19 protein-coding genes are annotated in these 20,503 nt (G+C 44.8%); 10 read left to right on the top strand and 9 right to left on the bottom strand.

Annotation, left to right across the window (positions count from 1 at the left end; translation table 11 throughout):
• The first annotated feature begins 54 nt into the window (after positions 1-54).
• Together DP_RS12040 and DP_RS12035 are read left to right on the top strand one after the other, a co-directional pair.
• On the top strand, positions 55-948 hold the full coding sequence (locus tag DP_RS12040; protein ID WP_011189613.1) for a TRM11 family SAM-dependent methyltransferase: 894 nt from the start codon (positions 55-57) through the stop codon (positions 946-948).
• An 87-nt stretch (positions 949-1,035) separates the two neighbouring features.
• The gene (locus DP_RS12035; RefSeq protein WP_011189612.1) at positions 1,036-1,656 is read left to right on the top strand and encodes a DUF2238 domain-containing protein; all 621 of its coding nucleotides are present in this window, start codon (positions 1,036-1,038) and stop codon (positions 1,654-1,656) included.
• Positions 1,657-2,225: 569 nt separating this feature from the next.
• Here the strand turns inward: DP_RS12035 and DP_RS12030 are convergent.
• Entirely contained in the window at positions 2,226-3,740 is a 1,515-nt protein-coding gene (locus tag DP_RS12030) for an APC family permease (RefSeq protein ID WP_011189611.1), read from the bottom strand.
• 1,047 nt (positions 3,741-4,787) lie between these two features.
• Positions 4,788-5,183: a hypothetical protein gene (locus DP_RS12025; RefSeq protein WP_049785098.1), complete on the bottom strand. Its 396-nt coding sequence runs from the start codon at positions 5,181-5,183 to the stop codon at positions 4,788-4,790.
• Between DP_RS12025 and DP_RS17030 the strand changes: the two genes are divergently transcribed.
• The gene (locus DP_RS17030; protein WP_049785097.1) at positions 5,182-5,424 is read left to right on the top strand and encodes a transposase; all 243 of its coding nucleotides are present in this window, start codon (positions 5,182-5,184) and stop codon (positions 5,422-5,424) included. The genes DP_RS12025 and DP_RS17030 overlap by 2 nt on opposite strands.
• Positions 5,425-6,174: 750 nt before the next feature.
• Positions 6,175-6,498 (top strand): hypothetical protein, encoded by a 324-nt coding sequence (locus DP_RS17025; protein ID WP_011189609.1) that lies wholly within the window; start codon positions 6,175-6,177, stop codon positions 6,496-6,498.
• Positions 6,499-6,887: 389 nt separating this feature from the next.
• Here the strand turns inward: DP_RS17025 and DP_RS12010 are convergent, their stop codons facing one another.
• On the bottom strand, positions 6,888-7,544 hold the full coding sequence (locus tag DP_RS12010; RefSeq protein WP_011189608.1) for a TenA family protein: 657 nt from the start codon (positions 7,542-7,544) through the stop codon (positions 6,888-6,890).
• Between the two features lie 18 nt (positions 7,545-7,562).
• On the bottom strand, positions 7,563-8,276 hold the full coding sequence (locus DP_RS12005; RefSeq protein WP_011189607.1) for a class I SAM-dependent methyltransferase: 714 nt from the start codon (positions 8,274-8,276) through the stop codon (positions 7,563-7,565).
• Positions 8,277-8,938: 662 nt separating this feature from the next.
• Between DP_RS12005 and DP_RS11995 the strand changes: the two genes are divergently transcribed.
• Both DP_RS11995 and DP_RS18010 read left to right on the top strand, forming a co-directional pair.
• Positions 8,939-9,790 carry an acid phosphatase gene (locus tag DP_RS11995; protein WP_011189606.1) on the top strand — a complete coding sequence of 284 codons (852 nt, stop codon included), beginning with the start codon at positions 8,939-8,941 and terminating at the stop codon, positions 9,788-9,790.
• 182 nt (positions 9,791-9,972) lie between these two features.
• The gene (locus DP_RS18010; RefSeq protein WP_156792288.1) at positions 9,973-10,215 is read left to right on the top strand and encodes a hypothetical protein; all 243 of its coding nucleotides are present in this window, start codon (positions 9,973-9,975) and stop codon (positions 10,213-10,215) included.
• Between the two features lie 627 nt (positions 10,216-10,842).
• On the opposite strand, the gene DP_RS11990 is transcribed toward DP_RS18010, so the two are convergent.
• Genes DP_RS11990 through DP_RS11970 form a run of 5 tightly spaced genes read right to left on the bottom strand, consistent with a single transcriptional unit; the run spans position 10,843 to position 17,543 of the window.
• On the bottom strand, positions 10,843-11,283 hold the full coding sequence (locus DP_RS11990; protein WP_011189604.1) for a YkgJ family cysteine cluster protein: 441 nt from the start codon (positions 11,281-11,283) through the stop codon (positions 10,843-10,845).
• A 12-nt stretch (positions 11,284-11,295) separates the two neighbouring features.
• The gene (locus DP_RS11985) at positions 11,296-12,321 is read right to left on the bottom strand and encodes a histone deacetylase family protein (protein WP_011189603.1); all 1,026 of its coding nucleotides are present in this window, start codon (positions 12,319-12,321) and stop codon (positions 11,296-11,298) included.
• A complete protein-coding gene (locus tag DP_RS11980) occupies positions 12,314-12,877 on the bottom strand; it encodes a GNAT family N-acetyltransferase (RefSeq protein WP_011189602.1) in 564 nt (187 codons plus the stop codon). Before DP_RS11980 ends, DP_RS11985 begins: the two co-directional genes overlap by 8 nt.
• Before the next feature lie 54 nt (positions 12,878-12,931).
• Positions 12,932-16,009 carry a PAS domain-containing protein gene (locus DP_RS11975; protein WP_228130143.1) on the bottom strand — a complete coding sequence of 1,026 codons (3,078 nt, stop codon included), beginning with the start codon at positions 16,007-16,009 and terminating at the stop codon, positions 12,932-12,934.
• A 4-nt stretch (positions 16,010-16,013) separates the two neighbouring features.
• The gene (locus DP_RS11970; protein ID WP_011189600.1) at positions 16,014-17,543 is read right to left on the bottom strand and encodes a chemotaxis protein CheW; all 1,530 of its coding nucleotides are present in this window, start codon (positions 17,541-17,543) and stop codon (positions 16,014-16,016) included.
• A 135-nt stretch (positions 17,544-17,678) separates the two neighbouring features.
• On the opposite strand from DP_RS11970, the gene DP_RS11965 reads away from it, so the two are divergent.
• From DP_RS11965 to DP_RS11945, 4 genes are all read left to right on the top strand, one after another.
• Entirely contained in the window at positions 17,679-17,858 is a 180-nt protein-coding gene (locus DP_RS11965) for a hypothetical protein (protein ID WP_156792287.1), read from the top strand.
• A 227-nt stretch (positions 17,859-18,085) separates the two neighbouring features.
• Entirely contained in the window at positions 18,086-18,286 is a 201-nt protein-coding gene (locus tag DP_RS11960; protein ID WP_156792286.1) for a hypothetical protein, read from the top strand.
• A 196-nt stretch (positions 18,287-18,482) separates the two neighbouring features.
• Positions 18,483-19,268 (top strand): tRNA pseudouridine(38-40) synthase TruA, encoded by a 786-nt coding sequence (gene truA, locus DP_RS11950; protein WP_011189597.1) that lies wholly within the window; start codon positions 18,483-18,485, stop codon positions 19,266-19,268.
• A 349-nt stretch (positions 19,269-19,617) separates the two neighbouring features.
• Entirely contained in the window at positions 19,618-20,460 is an 843-nt protein-coding gene (locus tag DP_RS11945) for an acid phosphatase (protein ID WP_011189596.1), read from the top strand.
• Positions 20,461-20,503: the final 43 nt, after the last annotated feature.

The following is a 20,503-nucleotide window of genomic DNA, read 5'->3' as shown; positions in this document are numbered from 1 at the left end:
AGAATGTGACGGTGCTGCATAACATCTTTCAAACCTTAATTTAAAAGACCTCTAATGATCTGGATTTATAGAAATACAACCGAAGGATTTGAAGATTTAGCCTTAGCCGAGATGATCTCTGCTGGTTTGACCCAAGCCTCAAATAGATTTTTTTATGGGGAGAGTTTTGACTTAGAGAAAAGTGCCTATGCCAGGTTTTCTATTAGAGAGGTATCTCGAGGATCATCTCCAGAAGAAGTCATCACAAACTTTAGCGAAAATATCCCATCTCCCTACAGACTTGAAAAAATTCATAAGAACAAAAGATGTGGTTCCACCAGCTATGCATTCCTGGCAGAAAAAATTCACGGAGGGGAGATAAGAGCTTCTCATCCTAAATCAATTATTTTAGTTTTCTCACCAGATAATGTGCTCTGGATTGCCGGCTTTGTTCGTGAGAAAACAGATAGCATCGTCGAGAAGTTCGGGCAGATCACAGAGAGAACTTGTGTTTCCCTTAAACCTCATGCTGCTCTTGCTCTTATAAATATTTCAGGGAGTTCTCCTGTTATTGATCCCTGTTGTGGTACAGGTCTGCTTCCCCTGGCGGCTAAACTTTTAGATAGGGAAAGCTATGCTTCTGATAACAATGTCAATATGCTCAGGATGGCGAAGACAAATAGGGATGTTTTGGGAGTTGATTTAGATATTCACAATAAAGATGCCTTTACTCCTTGGCTCCATGATTGTTGTTTAGTGTCCGACTTCCCGGCTGACAGATCCTGGTGCACCTCCGCTCAAGATCTGTCGCTGGCAATATTTACCAAATGGATTCCTTTTATCAAAACTTTCTGTGTTATTTTCCCAGATCAGATTGTTGAAAAACTACCTAGCACTATAGTGATAAACAAGAAGATCAAATTCACTGCTGGACGAACAATTGTTGTGGGTGAAGTTATAAGGTCGTAAAGGTCTATTCTTGGGTGGAGTGGGTTGAGAAGGGGTAGAGATTATGTTTTTTCATCATATTAATTATTTAAAACAGGGCATCATATTATGCTATTCTTGCGCAACAAATTTCCCCATCTCCTCATTATTGCTTATTTAATACTGTTTATCATTTTAGGAATTAATCCTCTCAGTGGAAGAGAGGTATGGTTTGCTGAAAATCTACCAATTGTACTTATAGTGATACTTTTTGTAGGTACATACAGGTATTTTAGATTTTCAAACCTGAGTTATTTTTTGATCTCTTTTTTGATCTTTATGCACACCATTGGCGGGTATTATACCTTTGCGGCAGTCCCTTTTGACTGGTTCACTGATTTTTTCGGCTTTGAGAGAAATCATTACGATAGAATTGCCCATTTTACCGTAGGTTTTTACGCATTTCCCATAGCAGAATTATTGACGTCTAAAAAACTGACAAATTCAAAAGTTGTTACCTACCTGTTTGCATTATTTGCCATCATGTCTCTTGCCGGAATCTATGAAGTTATGGAGTGGCAGTTTGCAATTTTGGGAGACCCAGAGGCTGGGATTGAGGTTCTGGGGTCCCAAGGAGATATATGGGATGCCCAAAAAGATATTGTTGCAGACACCTTTGGTGCAATTTTCGCCATAGTAATTTTTCATACAAGTGGAAAGAAACAACCTGATCCTCTCAAAAGAAAATGATGAAAAAAAAGCTCCGCCACTACGGCCCTCTGTGCGCCGCAAACCTCACGAGAATTTGAGAACTCCACTACGCTCAAACAGTTCAAGCGCTATCGTCGTGGGGCCTCTCCGGTGTGCAGCTCCGTGTCAAAGGGAGGGGGGGCACCCAAAGCCGATTCCATGATATGAGGGAGGATGGGCCATCTCTTCCCTGTCATCCAAAGCCTCCTGTTGAAAGAATAAAAGGCTCCATGATTCATGCGAGAAAGTAGATTATGGCAGGAACTGGGGTGGAAGTGAATGCTTAAAAATTACTGTGTACTAGAGACTGACTTAAGTTACACTTTGAGCGACATGCTCAATCCGTAACATGTTCCGGGTGCGACAAGAAGTCAATTTTAATAGGGACTTACTCAGATTGATGTCAGGTTAAGCAATAAGTGTAAGAGTCTGACCAGTAAAGACTTCCAGCGGAGTGAGCTCCCTTCCATTTCGTGGATTGGCAAACCTGCTTTACGCAAACCAGATAAGTGCCATGAGGCTTGGGTGAGTTGGCGGAAAACAGCTCCAACTCACCAACTTTTCAGACTTTAGTCTATTGCACTTATTGTAGATCCAGTATTAATTATAGGCTGAACCATGATATTTTCGTCACATTCACCCACAGATTTGTCGGAAGAGTCTTTTTTGTCAAGAATTAAGTAGTCAAGTTCTGCATGGCTTAGGGCGTTATAGCGCTTAGCCTGCATAGCGTAGAATACAGCGCCTAGAGCAACCCACACTCCGAGAGCATACCAAGATTCATGGGCCATAAAACCTGGGCTACCTGGAACACAGAGAAGAAGAAGGATGCCAAAAGAGAGAAGGCCACCAGCAAGAGCAGTTCCACTTTTTATTGGGATTTCAACATTTCTGCCATCAGCTTTCTTGGCCTCTCTATATGCTCCAAAACAGGTGTACATGTAGCCAAAAGCTGTACCGAGGGCAGCCATTTCAACAACCCAGACAATAACGTTACGACCAAACCATGGTGCGATAAGAGCAACTGCTGCTGTGAAAATTACAGCGTTTTTAGGTACACCACTCTTCTTATCCACGCCAGTAAACCATTCAGGTAACACCTGTGCGCGTCCCATGGAAAAGAGCAGACGGCTCGTAGCCATGTAAAAGCCGTTAATACCAGTACAAATTCCCATTGAAATTGCAATTACGAGAAACCAAAGACCTGCCTTACCTACCGCAGCTTCCATCGCAAATCCTGTAGGCCATACATGGTTGCCCGCAGATAACTCTTGCCAAGGAAAAACGACACCTGTTGCTACCAGAACTAACAGGTATATTCCGACACCAACAAGAATAGAGAGTATGATGAGTTTGTTCGCTTTTGCAGGTGGGAAGTCGTATTCTTCTGCCGCCTGAGGAATAGTGTCAAAACCAACAAACAACCACGGGGCAATGGCAACAATACTTACAATGCCAGCAATGGTTGGCACATCAGGGTTGAAATATGGAACAAGGTTGCTAAACGATGCTGATTCAGATGATATTGCACCGCCTGCAATAAGAATTGCAGCGGCAACCAAGAGAGCAACCATGTAAACCTGAACGCCAGCAACACCTTTAGAGCCACGATAATTTAGGAAACCAAAAATGAGCATTGCAGATGAAGCAAGAGCAACCTCTCCAAAGTAAATTTTTGAGCCTGCAATCGTATAGAGATAACCCCAGGTAAGGAGTTCTGGTGCTGTAAACTTTGCCAGAAGAGATAGTGCCGTTGCATTGAGGGGAACAATACTGAGATAGCCCAGAGTAAGAAACCAGCCACAAACATAGGCGTGGTTGCGACCAAAACCGTTATAGGCGTAAGCAAATTCTCCACCAGAAACAGGAACTTTTTGAATCATATAGCCATAGCTTTTTGCTATAACGAGCATGATTACTGCTCCAAGTATAAGTCCTATGATGGCTCCTACTGGGCCAGCTTTATCCATCATGCTGCCAGGTAAAATAAAACAACCCCAGCCGATAATCGAGCCAATAGCCAGCGCTAAAACACCAGCAGGTTTAATTGATTTTTCCAGAACTACTCTTTCTTTCTTAGCCATAAATTTTCCCTTTTATTCCCTTTATATTTTGCTAGTTAGCTACTCAGATTACATATTTCCTCAGCACCCAACTATTTTAGTCAAAACCCTATGTGGTGGAATATACGAAGCGAAATTTATGCCAAAAACGACTTAAATTTCTAACGAGCTGTTTTTGGGTGATTATCAGTTTTTTTGTTTCTGCTGACCTGAGCTGTACGAGTCAAAGTTGACTTTAAATCGTTGTCAGCTGTAATCATTTCAATTTGAAAACTGCAAATTACCAAGCTATTCCTAGCCTTATTTGACTTCATGCTGGGCAAGGGTCAGCTTTATTTTCTGGCGCTTGGCGCTGTACGGGATGATTGGTATTTTCAGTTAATTAAGCTTATCGAGCTTATTTTTGAAGGGAAGGCTAGCGGAGTATGAGTAGTGTTTTTTTTTGGTTGTTTTTCTTTCTGCGCTTTTTTGGCCAAAGCCATAATGCGAATGTGACTTGTTCATCTTTTTTGCCGGCAACATGTTGAGGCTGGCTTAAAGGGCTAGGCTGTTTTTCACTGGTTTTTTTTGCCCTTGCATTGGTTATTTATGGAGTATTTCTTTTTTCTATTGTTTGCTGAGTTGCTTTTGCATTATTGGTGTCTATGCTTAACCTTTTGTAATGTCTTGTAACGGCCTGTAGCGACCAAGGTGTCTTAGCGTATAATTTCCTCCTGCAAATACTATTTTGGGGCTAAGACTCTATGCAATTATTGTTATATTTAGAATGATGTTTCTTAGAAAAGAGGGAGGAGCTTTAAGAATAAAGGTAATGTTTACGTGGCACTACCTTGTCGAGTAAGGCTGACCAGGAAAGAACGTAAAGATCTGGAATTTATTTCGATGTGGGAGAGAAGAGTTGCCCGAACTCTCTTGTATGTAAGAGTACTACTGTTGCTTGAGTGCTAAATGTTGGATAGGCACTTGGGACAATAACTCGTAGTCTGGAATATCTGAAAAAACGGTTTGTTGAATAGGGAATTTCGGTTACTAATGAGTGTAAGAAACGACTAACCCCACCTAAGGAAATTAAATTTGGCGGAGAATTTGAAACTCATCTTTTGGCATTTGCATGTTCGGAAGTCCCAGAGGGTAGGGGGCGTTGGACTGTGCAGCTATTGGCGGGAAAATGGTTGAGCTTAAAATGATAGAAAGTGTCTCGGTAATGACAGTTTGTAAGGTGTTAAAGGCGTAAGCCGTATTTGAGTAAATACTGGAAAATTCCTCCTGACAAGAATGCCGTTTTTGTGGTAGCGCTGGAAGATGTTTTAGACCTTTATACTTGTTCAAACCATGCTGATTTCCCGCTATTTTATATGAATGAGTCAAGTGTTCAGCCGAGCCGTGAGGTGAAGAAGCTTCTTCCTGCAGTTTCAGGGGCACGCTGAGTTGCTTGACGATGACCTTTTGCAGGAAATGTGACATGTTAAAAATACTGAGCGCCGTACTCGTGCGAACTGGGCTTATTTTATACATGAAATGCTTGAAGAACCATCCAGACGCTAAAAAAGTAGTTATGGATAATCTGAACGCCCATGCTTCATTATATACAGCTTTTCCACTTGATTTAACCAAAAAATTGGCAGATTGGCTTGAAATCCACCACACTCCAAAACACGGGAGTTGGTTAAACATTGCAGAGATTGAGCTCAGCATTTTAACGTGACAATGTCTCGTAGGTTGCATTGCCTGTATTGAAAAAATGAGAGATAGTGTGGCACTGTATAGCATATTGATCGAAATAGTCAGCAAACAAAAGTTGATTGGTAATTTTGCACCGATAAAGTTAAAAAGACTTTATCCGAAGATTTAAATTTTACACCGTCTAGGTGGAACAAAGTGTTTAAAAGCCTGCTTGTTCTATAACTGACCTAGGCCAGAAGTAGCGCTACCTCAACTGGCCCAAGGGTAACAACACTCAAAAGGGCAAGACCAACAGCTACTTGAACTACAGCATTCATTTTTTTAGCGAATATATTTTTCATTATATTACCCTTCATAGAGATGATATGCCAAATACGGCTAGCGAAATCGTGGTATTTTTCTTTGCTACGATTTTTATATACCCCCTACCTCAGTAAAAAGAAATTACGAAAAACATGACAAAGTGTTCGGTTTTGCCGAACACGTCAAGTCACTGAAAACAATCTTGTATACCCCTCCCCTTTTCACTTAACTGAGTTTTAGCAAAGACAGAGTTAACAACCATTAAAATTTGCATAGGCCATTTCTATAATATAAAAGTAAGTATTTACTCTTAGGTAGAGATGGAAACGAGTTGGCTTTTCAAGATTGATCAATCTTCATATCACTTTTCTCATGAAAAGCATCTACCTTCTCTGCCCACAAGACAGGCAAGATCGAGCAGATATCAAATTGCGTTTACCCATCTCTCTTAATGGTGAGGAGGTGTTTTATGCTTAAAAATATCAACGAGATAGAAGACAAAATTATCGTCGAGATAAAAAGAACAATTACAGAGTATGAGATGTCAATTACCTTGTCCGCTTCGATTGGGTGTAAGCACGAAAAAGGAGAATGGAGTATAGGAAAGCATGGTGCAGGTAAACGTAGAACTTGGCGCAAACTCCATCCTGCTATCGATACAGAAACTGATCGCCTAAGTGGTAAAATTTCGATGGAGTGGGGCCATGATTCCAAATTCTTAGGGCCGTTATTAAATCCTCTTCATATTAAGCAGATATTGGGTGATGGAGCAGGACACGAAAGCTTGCTATGACATTGCCAAGAGAAAAGGATCGGTCGTCGTCCTCCACGGAAGAATGCTGGAATGTGGGAGGAAGCCACCCGAGAAATGACGCTGTAAGAGCACTGCGAAAAGGTGTGTTGAAAGAGTGGCAGGAAAGCACAGGATACCACCAGAGGGTCACTGGCTGAAACGGCAATGTATCGCTACAGGCAGTTGACTTACGACAAACTAAGCCTCCGCGAGGAGGCAAGCAGGTAGGGTTGCGATCAAGTTTCTGGAAAGCGATACTTCGACAAGGTTTAGAGCAGTACGTCGGGATTGATGGTGAGAATTTTAGCATGAGCAATGCGCATCTTCCAGTCCTCGCCATAGGTTTCCACCGGCAAACCCTAGGGCTCTTGCCCCTGAGGGATAGCTACTCAGGCCCCCCAGGCCTGCTCCCAAAAATCCACCTCGCACTGCATACTGACAGCAAATGCCTCTAAGGCCTGTTCTTCTGCAGACCGTTTGGCAGTTGCCGCCCACCTGTTCAAGCACTGTATCCACTGCCGGGCCATCTCCTGCACCGAGGCATCTGCATAGAGATCCAGCCAGAGACGAAAGGGATGGTTGGCTGCTGCCGCTTCCGGCCGCTCTGCCAACCGCCGCCCTACCTCGGCATACAGCACGGTACAAGGGGTAGCCGCAGCAAGGGCCACCAGCTCAGAAGAGTGTAGCATCGCCTCGCTTTCCCGATAGATATAGGCCACAGTGGCAGGCTCTGGTGGCGCATTTCTCCATTCCAGCCCCAGGGCCTGAAAAAGCTCTGCCTGCAACCCCAGCTCTGCCTCTGCCGACAGACGGGCAGAATATTCAAAAAGGAGCCGATCAGAAGCGATGGCGGCCCGATTAGCCAACAGGCGGCAGACTCGTACATAGTTCTGCAGATAGAGGCCATCCTGAATCAAATAGGTCTGCATCTGCTCTGCACTGAGGCGGCCGCGAGCCAGCCCTTCCACAAAAGGATGAGCCGCAGCCAGCTCCCAGCTCGATCCACAGGCCTTAAGGCAGCGACCGTAAAAGGTAGTATCACTCATTTCAACAGACCTCTGTTTTCAGCCAGCGGCCAGGGGCTTAACCGCAGACACGGCCACATAATCACCGGACTGATAGCCCGCTGTGGGGTCTTCTGGAGTGGTGTCGGAAAAACAAGGATGCCTGGTCAGGGTCTGCGCATAGGATAAATCAGTAAACCCTGCCTTCAGGGCAGCATCGATTTTATCCTGAGTGGGCCGCCAGTTTGCGCCACCGGCCAACTCAACAGGATAGGGCTCGACAGGCAATACCCCCCGTAGTCGCTCATCTTCCCAGGCACCATAGGCGCCACCTAAACGATAAAGAAGACCGTAGGAACTTTCTGCAGGCACATCGATCAATAAAATCCGGCCCCCCATCTTGAGCAAACGATGGGCCTCCAGCACTGCTGCGTCCAGATCGGCGATATAGCCTGGTGAACCATTAAACATCACCGTGTCATACAAGCCGTCTTCCAAAGGCATCTGCTCTGCCCCGGCCTCGGCCACTGTCATTCCGCGTTTACGGGCAATGGCCCCCATGGGCTCGCAAGGCTCCACGCCTTCGCTTATGGAAATGCCATACTGTGACTGCAACAGCTGCTCAAACAGACCTGTACCGCAGCCTACACTCAGAGTTCTACCTGGATTTTTTCCCAACACATGAGCCACCAGACGCAGCTCGGATTCCAAAATCACCTGATTGCGTTGAAACCAGGCATCATACAAATCCGAATAGTTATCAAATGTAATCACCTTGCAACTCCTTTCATTCTATATCTAAAGGGGATCTTGAATATGATCGTTCGATCACATTCAAGAGAGGACCAAGTTATCGTACTCCTGCTCGCAAATATTCGCCTATGTAAACTCAAGCTAATACCAGTTACAAAACAGGCGTTTAGAAGTCAAGGAGCTTTTCTGTTTCAGTCGTCATTCAAGCCAGCTCCAGGATGCTCGACCATCCGCTACTGCCAGGTGCTGCTGTTTTTAGACCAACTCACCATTCAAGCCCCGACTACCATAGCCAAGCAATAAGCGACTCAACTCTTCCAGTAGTTGGGGACGATGATTCCAGACATGCCAATAAGGAGGCACAGGGTAACTTTGTCTAGAAAAGATCTTCACCAGGTGGCCGCTCTACAGATGACGTTGCCCTTGGATATCGGGCACGGCATCATAGGCCAGCCCTTCAAACATCAGGGGCCCAACACCTGTAGTTTACCTAAAAAATCTCTGTGTTCTCTAAGTAGTGGTTAACCGTTGTTGCAGTTGCAGTTGCAGTTGCAGTCAGCTGATAGCTAATAACTGCCAGCTGGCATTGATAGCTGACAACTTGCAACTTGATATGTTAAAGATCAAAGTAGTGGTTTTTATCCATAAACAGAGTTCTGCCCACAGGGCGATAAGGAAAAGAGATGATGGGGAAAATAAAAATTGGTCTTGTCTTAGTCTGTGTGGCCCTGCTGGCAGGATGTGCAGGAGTGAAAGAACAGAATGCTCTGCAAGCGGTGCCGGAGATCCGCCCCGGTTTTTTGCAGGGCTACCTGCCGGTTGATATGCTGCCAAATAGTTTAACCCTTATTCCTCCCCCTCCCGCTGAAGGGTCAACCGCCTTTGCCCTTGATAGAGAGGTGAACAGGCAGAGCCACGCCCTGCAGGGCACAGCCCGGTGGAATCTGGCCAAGAGAGATGCCAGGTTGAAATTTCCCCAGGCGGCGGAGACCTTCTCCTGTGCCCTGGGCCTTCCCATCAGTGAGGCGGAGACACCCCATCTCTATATGCTCCTGCGCCGAACCATTGCCGATGCGATACTCTCTACCACCAAGGCCAAGAATCACTACAGACGAACCCGGCCCTTTGTCCTTAATGGCGAGCCTACCTGTACTCCGACGAAGGAGGCGCACATGAAGAAGTCCGGCTCCTTCCCCTCTGGTCATACGGCCATAGGCTGGGCCTGGGCCCTGATTCTTGTTGAGGTTGCACCTGAGCAGACTGATGCCATTCTTGCCCGTGGCTGGGCCTTTGGCCAGAGCCGAATAATCTGTAATGTTCACTGGCAGAGCGATGTGCTGATGGGGCAAGTCATGGGGGCTGCGGCGGTTGCTAAATTACACTCCGATCCGGCCTTTCTGGCTGAGATAGAGGCCGCCAAGGCTGAGGTGCAGGCCCTTCGCGCCAAGGCGCTTCCCTTGACAGTTGACTGTAAGGGCGAAGCCGCAGCTCTGTCCGAGAATCTGCCTCTGGCCTCCTGGCCTGCCAACAGATAAAGTGCGGTTGCAGAGGCCGATGTTGGGATAGACTTATCCCTGCATCGGCCTCATACCTTGACAGTCATAAACCCACAACAGGTCATAGTTTTCCTCTTATTTCATTACTTGCCCTAGCTAATCATCATGATAGCCTGTTCCTTAGACCTCTTATTGAATGTGCCCAGGCAGTGGTCATTGAGATGAAACTTATAATAGGCAACCAAGCCTATAACGATAAAGATGGATCAATCTTGGCAGAAACAGGAGTGCACTTGATTACTCCTGTTTCTAAATCAACAGTTCTGTCGGACGATGTAGAGCCAGAAACACTGTCCGTAATGTGCGATGATCTGTGCGAAATTCCAATGATTCGTTTGGGGCTAACTGAAGAAGGGTACGTTCAGCGGTACCTATCAACAGTAACTTGGCCCAAAAAGCCATAGATAGGCGCAAAAATATAGAAAGGTCATTTAACTTACTGAAAAACCGTGAAGGCATTGGATAATACACCTGTTTGCGTCAACAAGTATTAACAGCCAGAAGCACTTTTGCGATGATTGCAAGCCTACTTATCGAAATGGCTGGAACCAGGAAAAAGCTACGTACTCTTTGCTATGGTTGGGTAAATATGACAATATAGTGAGTTAAGAAATAGACATTTTATCGTACAATTGTTTGAAAAATCAATCTGAAAACTACCCAGAACTTATTTGACGACAAAAGCTCAAAAGGTTAACCACACACAAGCAGATTGAAAGTATCGAAAAATCGTTTGAGGATAAAAAGATGGTCCGTAATGCGGATAGGAACTGATTGTTTCTTGGCCAAATTCGGATACTTTTCAACACTATTTTTGGGAGTATCCTTGCCGCAAACTTTCTTGAAACATAGGTATAGGAACCTCTTGTCAATGTGATAGGACAATGTCTGATGTTGGCCCGGAAGAATTATCTTTGGGATGAAAAAATTAAGTCGTGCTCAGTTAGGCAGATGGTTTGGGGGGAGTTGGTCTCGAATACTTTTATGCAATAGCTAGCGCTCTCTTGCGGGAAGAGGGGATGGTATTTTTTCTATGACACATCCTCTTTTAAGGGGAGGCCATATGTTGTCTGCCCGAGAAGGTGGATAGCGTTACGACCAAAGAGAGAAAGAAAACTATCATCTGCCATATTACACTTAAAGCCTCTACATGTTCTTGGACGGTAGTGATAAATCTTGCAGACATATTTGTCATTTCGTTTTTCGAGAAATATGCATCCCTTATCATCGGGATGGATCATAAATACTTTCCCTCTTTTTTCAGCATCTTCCCTTGCCTGCTGGAGTCCTTTTTCGCGAATCTCTTTTATGCTGATATCAACACCCACATAACCGCCAAGCTTTTTTATCTGTTCAACCTCATCATGGTGTAGGGTGATTTTTCTATATTGTTTACAGCAGGTGCCGCATTGGTTGCACTCGTGAAAGATAGAGTTCAATTTGCTTGCATCAAGAGATATGTTTTTTGTCATTGTCCCAGTCCTTTATAGCGTCCAAAAATCGTGAAGAGGATGGTTGATTAGTAATTGTGCGGCCCGTGCAGAGTGCAACACTCCGACCCGTTTTGTCTCGGGTTCGAGCATGCTATCAATTGTTTTTAGGACAGATTTTTCTAGTGATATTGGGTTGTAGCCTCCCTCTAAAACAAAAAGAAGTCGGCTATCACAGATATCTTTTGCCGCCTGTTTGAGCATGGTTGTGGCGGTATGATACCATTGGGTACTGAGGGTTGTGGCACTTATTGATTCCTCGACATGGCCATCATAACCTGCCGAAACAAGGATAATTTGGGGCATGAACTGTACTGCTAATCCTTGTAAGGTCTTGCCGAGTAGGTAGGTGTATTCTGCATCACCAAATTGGCTATGAACAGGAATATTGATATTGTAACCGCGCCCTTGCTCGTTGCCAATTTCTTCTGGCGCACCACTAAAGGGAAAGAGGTTCTTTTGGTGGATTGAAACAAAAAGTACCTGGTTGGTATCGTAGAATACTTCTTGGGTGCCGTTACCGTGGTGTACATCAAAATCGATAATAAGTATTCTGCTCAGGTTGTAATGAGTTTGTAAATATTTTGCGGTGATAGCAATATTATTCAAAATACAAAACCCCATACCGCGTCCAGGTTCTGCATGGTGTCCTGGTGGGCGAATCAGAGCAAATCCATGGTCTATTTCACCGTTCATTATCTGGTCAGCGATTTCCAGGCATCCTCCTGCTGCAAGTTGGGCTGTTGCAAGGGACTGTTGCATCAGGTAGGTATCTTGATCATAAGAAAAGGGATTGCTTTTTAGGGCATGCTCTCTGATTTGGCTGAGGTAAAAATTCGAATGCACTTTTTCAATTGTCTCAGTATTAGCTTCGTGTGGCGTGATTATGCGAAGATCACCGTTATATCTTTTACGCACAGCAGGGAACAGTTCACGCAGACGATTTGGGCTCTCGTGTGATGCTGCTTCTATTTGATGATCAAAATAGCGATCATCAAGGATGATGCCTAGTTTATTCATAATGGTATTGATATATGTGACAAAGTTGAAACTGTGCAGAGTGTAGTTTGTAGAGATGTCCAAGTCGAGTAACCTGTTGGTCATCGTAGGTGAGAGACTCTGATAGTTCAAACCCAAGCTTGTTGAGGCATCGTTGTTGCGCTTTATTGTTGATGTCTGTGTACATTCGCACTTCGCTCATTTTCATTCGTTGAAACAGGTTGCTGATTAAATATTTTTGAGCTTCTGTGCCATATCCCATGCCTCTTTGTTTGGGGTCTGAGAGTTTGATTTTGATGACGGCGCTTTCTTTACTCTCGGGACGGACCCAGTAGTGGATAATTCCTAAGGGCGTACCTTCACGAAGTTCCACCAAAAAAGTTCTGTTAGTCTCCGACCAGAGTCCTCCGTTTTCGAACTTATTCCTCAAGCTCTCTTCTGTGAGGTTTTCAACTGAGAGGTAAGGGCCATGTGCAGTTGTGCTCTTACTCCAAGAGGCTAGGAGTTTGATGTCATCTTCGGTAATCTTTCGAAGACATAACCTCGGTGTATATATAACATCTCCAAAAATAGTCATAGCGTTCCAAAGATGATCCCAGGCGATTTGGTCTCCCCTGGGATCATTCTAAGATTAAAGGTTGTTTACAGCTTTTTGGAGTTCTTGACTGGAAGCGGTGAGCTGGGTGAGAGCAGCCATGGTGCCAGAAAGAGACTCGTTTACGATTACTGTGGATTCTTGGTTCTTTTTAGACGAGGTAGCCACTGTCTCAATTTTTGCCATAACTGCACTGCCGTTATCGCTGAGACTTTCTGCTTTGTTGCTTACCTTGTCAACTGAGGCGGAGATAGTGACAATACCTTTAGATATATTTTCCATGGATTCTAATGCAGTGTTGATTACACGGCCACCATCTCCTAACATCTTCATCCCCTCTTGCATCGCGTTGATGGTTTGGTGGGAATCTTTTTCCACCTTCTTGACAATAGTTGAGATATCAATAGCTGATTTAGAGCTGTTCTCTGCAAGTTTTCGTACTTCGTCGGCGACAACAGCAAAGCCACGTCCTGCATCACCTGCGCGGGCAGCTTCAATGGCCGCATTGAAGGCGAGAAGATTTGTTTGAGAGGCAATCTCTTTGATAATATCTACAAAACTTGAAATTTTCTCAAGTTCATTGACGAGTCCACCTACCATTTCGTTGTTTTTCTCCATGGTAGCGTTGATGTCGGCAAGTTTTTGCCCTGCATCCCGCCCTGCAATCTTGCCAGTTTCAGCTTCCTTTGCAAGATCAGCCGCAAGGGTGTTTGATTCGGAGGACAGTTGGAGCATCTCTTTGGAACTCTCAAGCATTGTGTGGACTGTGGTCATTGATTCATCAAGTTGTTGAACAGCATCATCGATAATTACTGTCATCTCATCAACATGGGTGTTGGCCTCATCCATATGCTGTTTTGATGAACTGACCAACGAATCTACTTCCGTTACCGCATTGGCAATTAATTGTTCTACTTTTTTCTCGGCGGTGACATCAGTTATGTATTCCAGAGCACCCTTGATATTTCCCTTTGCATCTTTAATGGGAGAACCAGTGTATTTGATCGACATTTCTTGCCCATTTGGAGAGGCTGTGGTGCGATCGTCCACTACAGAGTCTGTTTTCATCGCCTGGGTACAGGCACATTTGTCAGTTCTGCAATGGCCTGTTTTAAACAGGTCATAGCATTTCTTACCAACAACTTCGTCTGGTGTGGAACCAACCACTGCGGCTCCCGCTGGATTCATAAAGGTAATATTATAATCAGTGTCAATGGAGAGTATTGGCGTTGGTATCGTGTTGAGATTCTCAATTTTCTCATCGGCGGCTTGTTTTTGTTTGTTCTCTTCAGTCACGTCAAGAATGTATTCCAGAGCACCCTTGATATTTCCCTTGGCATCCTTGATGGGAGCACCAGTGTATTTAATAGGGATGATAATACCATCTTGGGGCCGGGCTATGGTATTGTCTGTGATGATAGAATCGGTTTTCATCGCTCTTAGGCAGGCACATTTGTCAGTTCTGCAATGGCCTGTTTTAAACAGGTCATAGCATTTCTTACCAACAACTTCGTCTGGTGTGGAACCAACCACTGCGGCTCCCGCTGGATTCATAAAGGTAATATTATAATCAGTGTCAATGGAGAGTATTGGCGTTGGTATCGTGTTGAGATTCTCAATTTTCTCATCGGCGGCTTGTTTTTGTTTGTTCTCTTCAGTCACGTCAAGAATGTATTCCAGAGCACCCTTGATATTTCCCTTGGCATCCTTGATGGGAGCACCAGTGTATTTAATAGGGATGATAATACCATCTTGGGGCCGGGCTATGGTATTGTCTGTGATGATAGAATCGGTTTTCATCGCTCTTAGGCAGGCACATTTATCAGTTCGACAATGTGGCGTCTTAAAGAGGTCGTAGCATTTTTTGCCAATGACTTCGTCAGGTGTTGAGCCGACCACTGCGGCGGCCGCAGGATTCATAAAAGTAACACCATACTCAGTGTCTATTGACATGATCGGTGTTGGGATAGTATTGAGATTTTCAATTTTTTCGTTTGCCGCCTGCGTTTGCTTTTTTTCCTCTGTCATATCAAGAATGTATTCCAGAGCACCCTTGATATTTCCCTTGGCATCCTTGATGGGAGCACCAGTGTATTTAATAGGGATGATCACCCCATCTTGGGGCCGGGCTATGGTATGGTCCGTGATAACAGAATCGGTTTTCATTGCCCTAAGGCAGGCACACTTATCAGTTCGACAATGTGGCGTCTTAAAGAGGTCGTAGCATTTTTTGCCAATGACTTCGTCAGGTGTTGAGCCGACCACTGCAGCACTAGCAGGATTCATAAAGGTTACGGTGTAGTCGGTGTCGATCGCCATGATTGGTGTTGGGATAGTATTGAGGTTTTCAATTTTTTCATTGGCGGCGTGCTTTTGCTTTGTCTCCTCGGTCATATCGAGAATATATTCCAGGGCACCTTTTATATTTCCTTTAGCGTCTTTGATCGGTGCGCCGGTGTACTTAATAGGGATGATGACACCGTCAGCAGGGCGCGCGATGGTGTGATCGGTGATTACAGAATCTGTTTGCATGGCACGAGAGCAGGCACATTTGTTGGTCTTACAATGAGGCGTTTTGAAAAGATCGTAACATTTTTTCCCGATTACTTCGTTTGGTGTTGAGCCTACAACTCCCGCTCCAGCGGGGTTCATAAAGGTAACGTTATAACTCTTATCAATTTCCATAATAGGAGTTGGAATGACATTGAGATCTGTTTGCATTTGATAGAGATCAGCTTTTGCCTGTTTGAGCTCAGAGATATCTGTCATTGAGACAAATGTCCCACCATCTTTACCGTTTACGGGACGTGCTTGAGATGTGAAGTGACTAATTTTATTATTTTTGTTGTGTATTATATCTGCTTTAACAGGTTTGTTTATACGAGCAGATTTATTGACAGGGCAATCTTTTGTGCCGCAGAGATGTGTCGTACAGGCTTCTTCGCAACTCATTTTATTGATCACGTCAGCGGATTTTAAGTCGAATGTTTTGAGAAACGCCTCGTTTGCCCAAGTGATCATACGACCATCGTTAACAATAAAACTTGGGTGCATCATGAGGTTTAGGCAGGAAGAGCCCATCTCGTCGGTTGTTGTTCCTTTCTTCATTTCCATGTTCTTACCCCTCATTTATTGAGTTAGTGTTATTCTTTGTAGCCAAATTTTCTGTGTCAGCTGTTTGTTCACTGTTCATTTGTAAATGGTTGCGAATAAGGTTGTGTGTGTTTACCACAAGGACATGTTCATTGATGCCATCAGGGTTAAGGTATTCAATAAGGCGATCAAGTGTATCTTTTTTGTCTCTCAGTTGATTGCCAAGAGAAGGTGTTGTGTGGAACTGTTCCTTCTTATATATGGTAACAATTTGGTCTACTTCTAGAGCTACTGTTTGCCCATGGCCATTGCAAATAATAAGCTTTCCCATTGCGTCATCTCTTCTCGGCTCATAGTTGTAGAACCTTCGAAGGTCCACTACCGGAACAACCTCCCCACGAAGGTTGATCATTCCCCTCATGTGTCCCATTGCTTTGGGGATTTTCATCATGGTGTTATTTTCGATAATTTCTTTCACATCTTTGATCTCTAGCGCAAAATTCTTTCCTATGGAAAAAACCAAATAGCCGTTTTCGGTAATAAGGTGGTGTGATGTTGTGTTAGTTGTTGATTGTTTTTCCTCGGCAGCTTTTTTGTCGTGCTCACCAATTCTAGCCATTGCTTTGATGTTATCAATTTGATCGCAAACAAGATTTTGCATATTGAGCAAGATAGTATTGTTATTGCCAACGCGTGGATATAAGCCGGTTATATTGCTATTTTCACCTGCTGTGAATGGTAGGATGTCCTCGTCTGGAATAGAGAGAATTTCTTTGATTTCATCGACAATGAACCCTACCGTGCAATCTTCGCAGGCCAAGACCAACACTCTAGTATGCTCGGTGATTTCATATTGTGCATCATTGTCATCTGTAAGTAACGCCAGGGTGTTTAAGATGGGAATAGTCCTGCCGCGGAGCTCTATGACACCTGCGGTCATTCCGGTTTTAAAGAGTTCATCGATCTTGGCGCAAAAAGTGATTTCTCGCGCAAGATCAACCGGAACGCCATATTCCTGGCCTGCACATTCAAAGGCTACAAAGCGCGAGTATGATATGGGTTTTGCTTGTTGTGCTCCGTTTTCTCCACGTGCAGCACCAGTATTTTCTTCGATGTCACCTTTAAAGAGATGGTTGAGGTCGAGGAGCTCAATAGCTCTTTTGCCGGGTTCTACGTTTATCAGTGCTGAGATGATTTGATCTTCAGTTTGCAGTACCTTGCTGATAGGGTTGATTGCCTCTGGCCTAACGCCGAACACTTCCTTGATATCTTCAAAGAGCAGGCCAAAACGGTGTTCCCGCAGGGTTACCACAGCAACTTTGGCGGTATTACTGTACTGCGAATTACTCAGACCAAGTCGTTTCTTGAGGTTAAGCACGGGAATGACTTCATTGCGAAGATGCATTACTCCTTCTAGAAAAGGTATGGATCCAGGAAGTTTTTGTATTGTTCCTTGAATGGGAGTGGCTTCGGTGACATATTCAGCTCGCAGAGCTATTTCTAGTCCCTGTTCGTGATCAAGTACAAATGAGGCGAAGAGTTGTTCTTTGGTCATGGTTTTTCCCTGGCCGAAGGTTGGGTTAAGGAAACATCTGTTGCTTGGCTATTTTGATTCTACGAAGTTTAAAGGTCGATGAGTTTGCATACGACATTTCATAAATCTATTGGGTTTTGTTCAGCGGTTGAGATAATGGTAACTTCTCGAAGATTCAAAGACCTCTTTTCTAATAATGAGGATGAGGCGACATTGGTCGAACACGCTTTTATTGGCAATGAGTTGTTCGAGGTCATGATTGCTTTTCAGGTGAAGTATAATGAGATCTCCGTTCCTGAGGGGGGGGAGTTGGCTGAAGAAGAGATCCCTCTGTAAGAAGTTGGATTGCTGAAGGTGGCGAGTGTTGCAGGGCATATAAGTGTCTATTGGCGCATGTTTGGTAAGAGCAGTTTGTCTTGCATCGATCCTTACTCCCTGAGTAAAAATATATATTCATAGTGCTCGTTACCTCATCATGATATTCTGTCACTAGCAGAAAAAATATACAGTTATACTATATGTTTCACAATATATGCCAGTTTTTTTTAAGTCGGCAGGATGAGTTGAGTGAATACTTGTTAATCGGTTATGACGTACTGCTTGGCAAAATAGCTATAGAATATATTTCAACCTCAAAACAGAAGCGTATATACGAGCAGATACGATTTTCCGATATTAGCGGCATGGAAAAAGTCCGGGTAAATGAAAACCAGGGTTTACCGGTAAGAGCCACAGCTGAAGAACTGCAGTTTCAAAAGCAGTGATATTGTTTTAAGGATTGTTTTAAGTTGGGTAATAGGGAGATCTATATCTCATCTTTTGATCTCAATATCAAGCAGGCTAAGCTTGAAGAGCCTTTTAAGCCGATGATTCGCCTGGAAACTCCGATCTTTGATAAAACCGGTAAAAAATGGGGTAAGATCACTTTTTCAACACCCCTTACAAGGTCCTTAGGAATATATGAACTACTTTCGGGTTAAGATTGCCTATAAGGGTACCCACTACTTTGGCTGGCAGGCCCAGTCCATAGATACCCTGCATGAAGAAAAACCAACGGTGGAGGGCACGATTCTCAATGCCCTGAAAAAAATAACGAACTATCAACCCTGTACCGTCTCAGGCGCCAGCCGTACCGATGGCGGTGTCCATGCCCGAGGCCAGATAGCAAAGATCACTATCTCACAGAAGATTAGTCCGGAGCATCTTCTCTTGGGGCTTAATTCTTTACTTCCCACTGATATTCGCATTCTGGAATGTGTCCCATCAACAAAAGAGTACCAGGCCAGTAGAGGTAGTGTCAGCAAGGAGTACCACTATTACTTCATCGCTTCACCGGTTGATAATGTGGCCACCTCCGATATTGCCCTGCATCTGCCCATCGATAGCATTGGCCCAGACGATCTGGCCCTCCTGCGATCCGCCTGTCGGTTATTTGTTGGTCGGCATGATTTTTATAACTTTAGTAGCCGGGGCAGTGGCACAAGCTTTAGAGAGATCTTTTACTGTGATATCCATAGGGCCAATTTTTCACCACTGGCTAACGACATGTTCTATCTGAAGATTATTGGTGATGGCTTTCTTAAGTATATGATTCGCTATATCATGGGTGCCCTGCTTGAACTGGTCAGGGGCCGCATCGTACTTGATGACATTTCCCTCTACCTGCAGCAACATCAGGAGGATAAATTGAGCCCCAGGGCCAAGGCCAAGGGGCTACATCTGATCAGGATTGAAGGACCAAAATGATCTGTCTTGGCTCTAATCAATAACTCGCGCTGGATTACTACACGGCAACAGGAAAAAGACTCTCCTATGCACAGATTCTGACGCCTATCGATAATCCTGGCCTGCTGTGGGACACAGATATGCCACCGTCTGACCGGAAGGTCGCAGTGTCTCCGATCCCCCGTCTAATGCTGCTTTATCATTGTCTCTATGAATTATGTCTAGAGAAAATCCCAGAGAGCATGATACAATAGTTTGCGAGGGAATGTCCCTGCGGAGTAACATAATAAGTGCAAACAAAGCATTTAATATGGACTCGTAAACTGGTCGGTGAACGTAATATAGCTACAGGCAATAAGGGAGAGGAAGGATGAAGAGAATTAAAATCAGTATCGTTGTAATGTGCATGTTCCTGCTGGCAGGCTGTGCAGGGGTGGAAAAGCAGAACGATCTGCAACCGATACCGAAGCTGGTTTTTTTAGATGGATATTTAGCAACTGACACGCTACCAGATAGCCTGGCTCTTCTTCCTCAACCTCCCGCTAAAGAGTCAACGGCCTTTGCCCTTGATAGAGAGGTGAGCAAGCAGAGCCTCACCCTGCGGGATACAGCTCGTTGGACCTTGGCGGCACGGGACGCCAGGTTAACATTTCCTCAGGCAGCGGAGGCCTTTTCCTGTGCTCTGGGTGTCCCCATCAGCGAGGAAGAGACACCCCATCTCTATATGCTTTTGCGCCATACTCTTACTGATGCGGCGCTCTCTACCGATAAGGCCAAAGATAACTACAGGCGAACCCGGCCCTTTGTGGTCAATGGCGAGCCTGTCTGTACTCCGCAGCAGGAGGAGCAGCTGAAAAAGTCCGGCTCCTATCCCTCTGGTCATACGTCCATAGGATGGGCCTGGACCCTTATTCTGGTTGAGGTATCTCCCGAACAGACCGATGCGATCCTGGCCCGTGGCTGGGCTTTTGGTCAGAGCCGGATAGTCTGTAATGCTCATTGGCAGAGCGATGTGATGATGGGCCGAATCATGGGTGCCGCTGTGGTTGCCAGGTTACACGCCGATCCAGCTTTTCTGGCCGAGATAGAGGTTGCCAAGGCTGAACTCAAGGCCTTTCGCACCAAGGGTCTTCCACCCACAGGTGACTGCAGGGCTGAAGCCGATGCCCTAAACGAGTATGCGCCGCTCGCCCCCTGGCCCGCGAACAGATAGGACTCCTCTTTGTAATGGCTGTATCTGCTTGCCAGCTATTTGT

The sequence above is a fragment of the Desulfotalea psychrophila LSv54 genome (assembly GCF_000025945.1).
Classification (GTDB): domain Bacteria; phylum Desulfobacterota; class Desulfobulbia; order Desulfobulbales; family Desulfocapsaceae; genus Desulfotalea; species Desulfotalea psychrophila.
The sequence above is the reverse complement of the archived record's forward strand: the minus strand, read 5'-3'. Positions and strand labels throughout refer to the sequence as shown.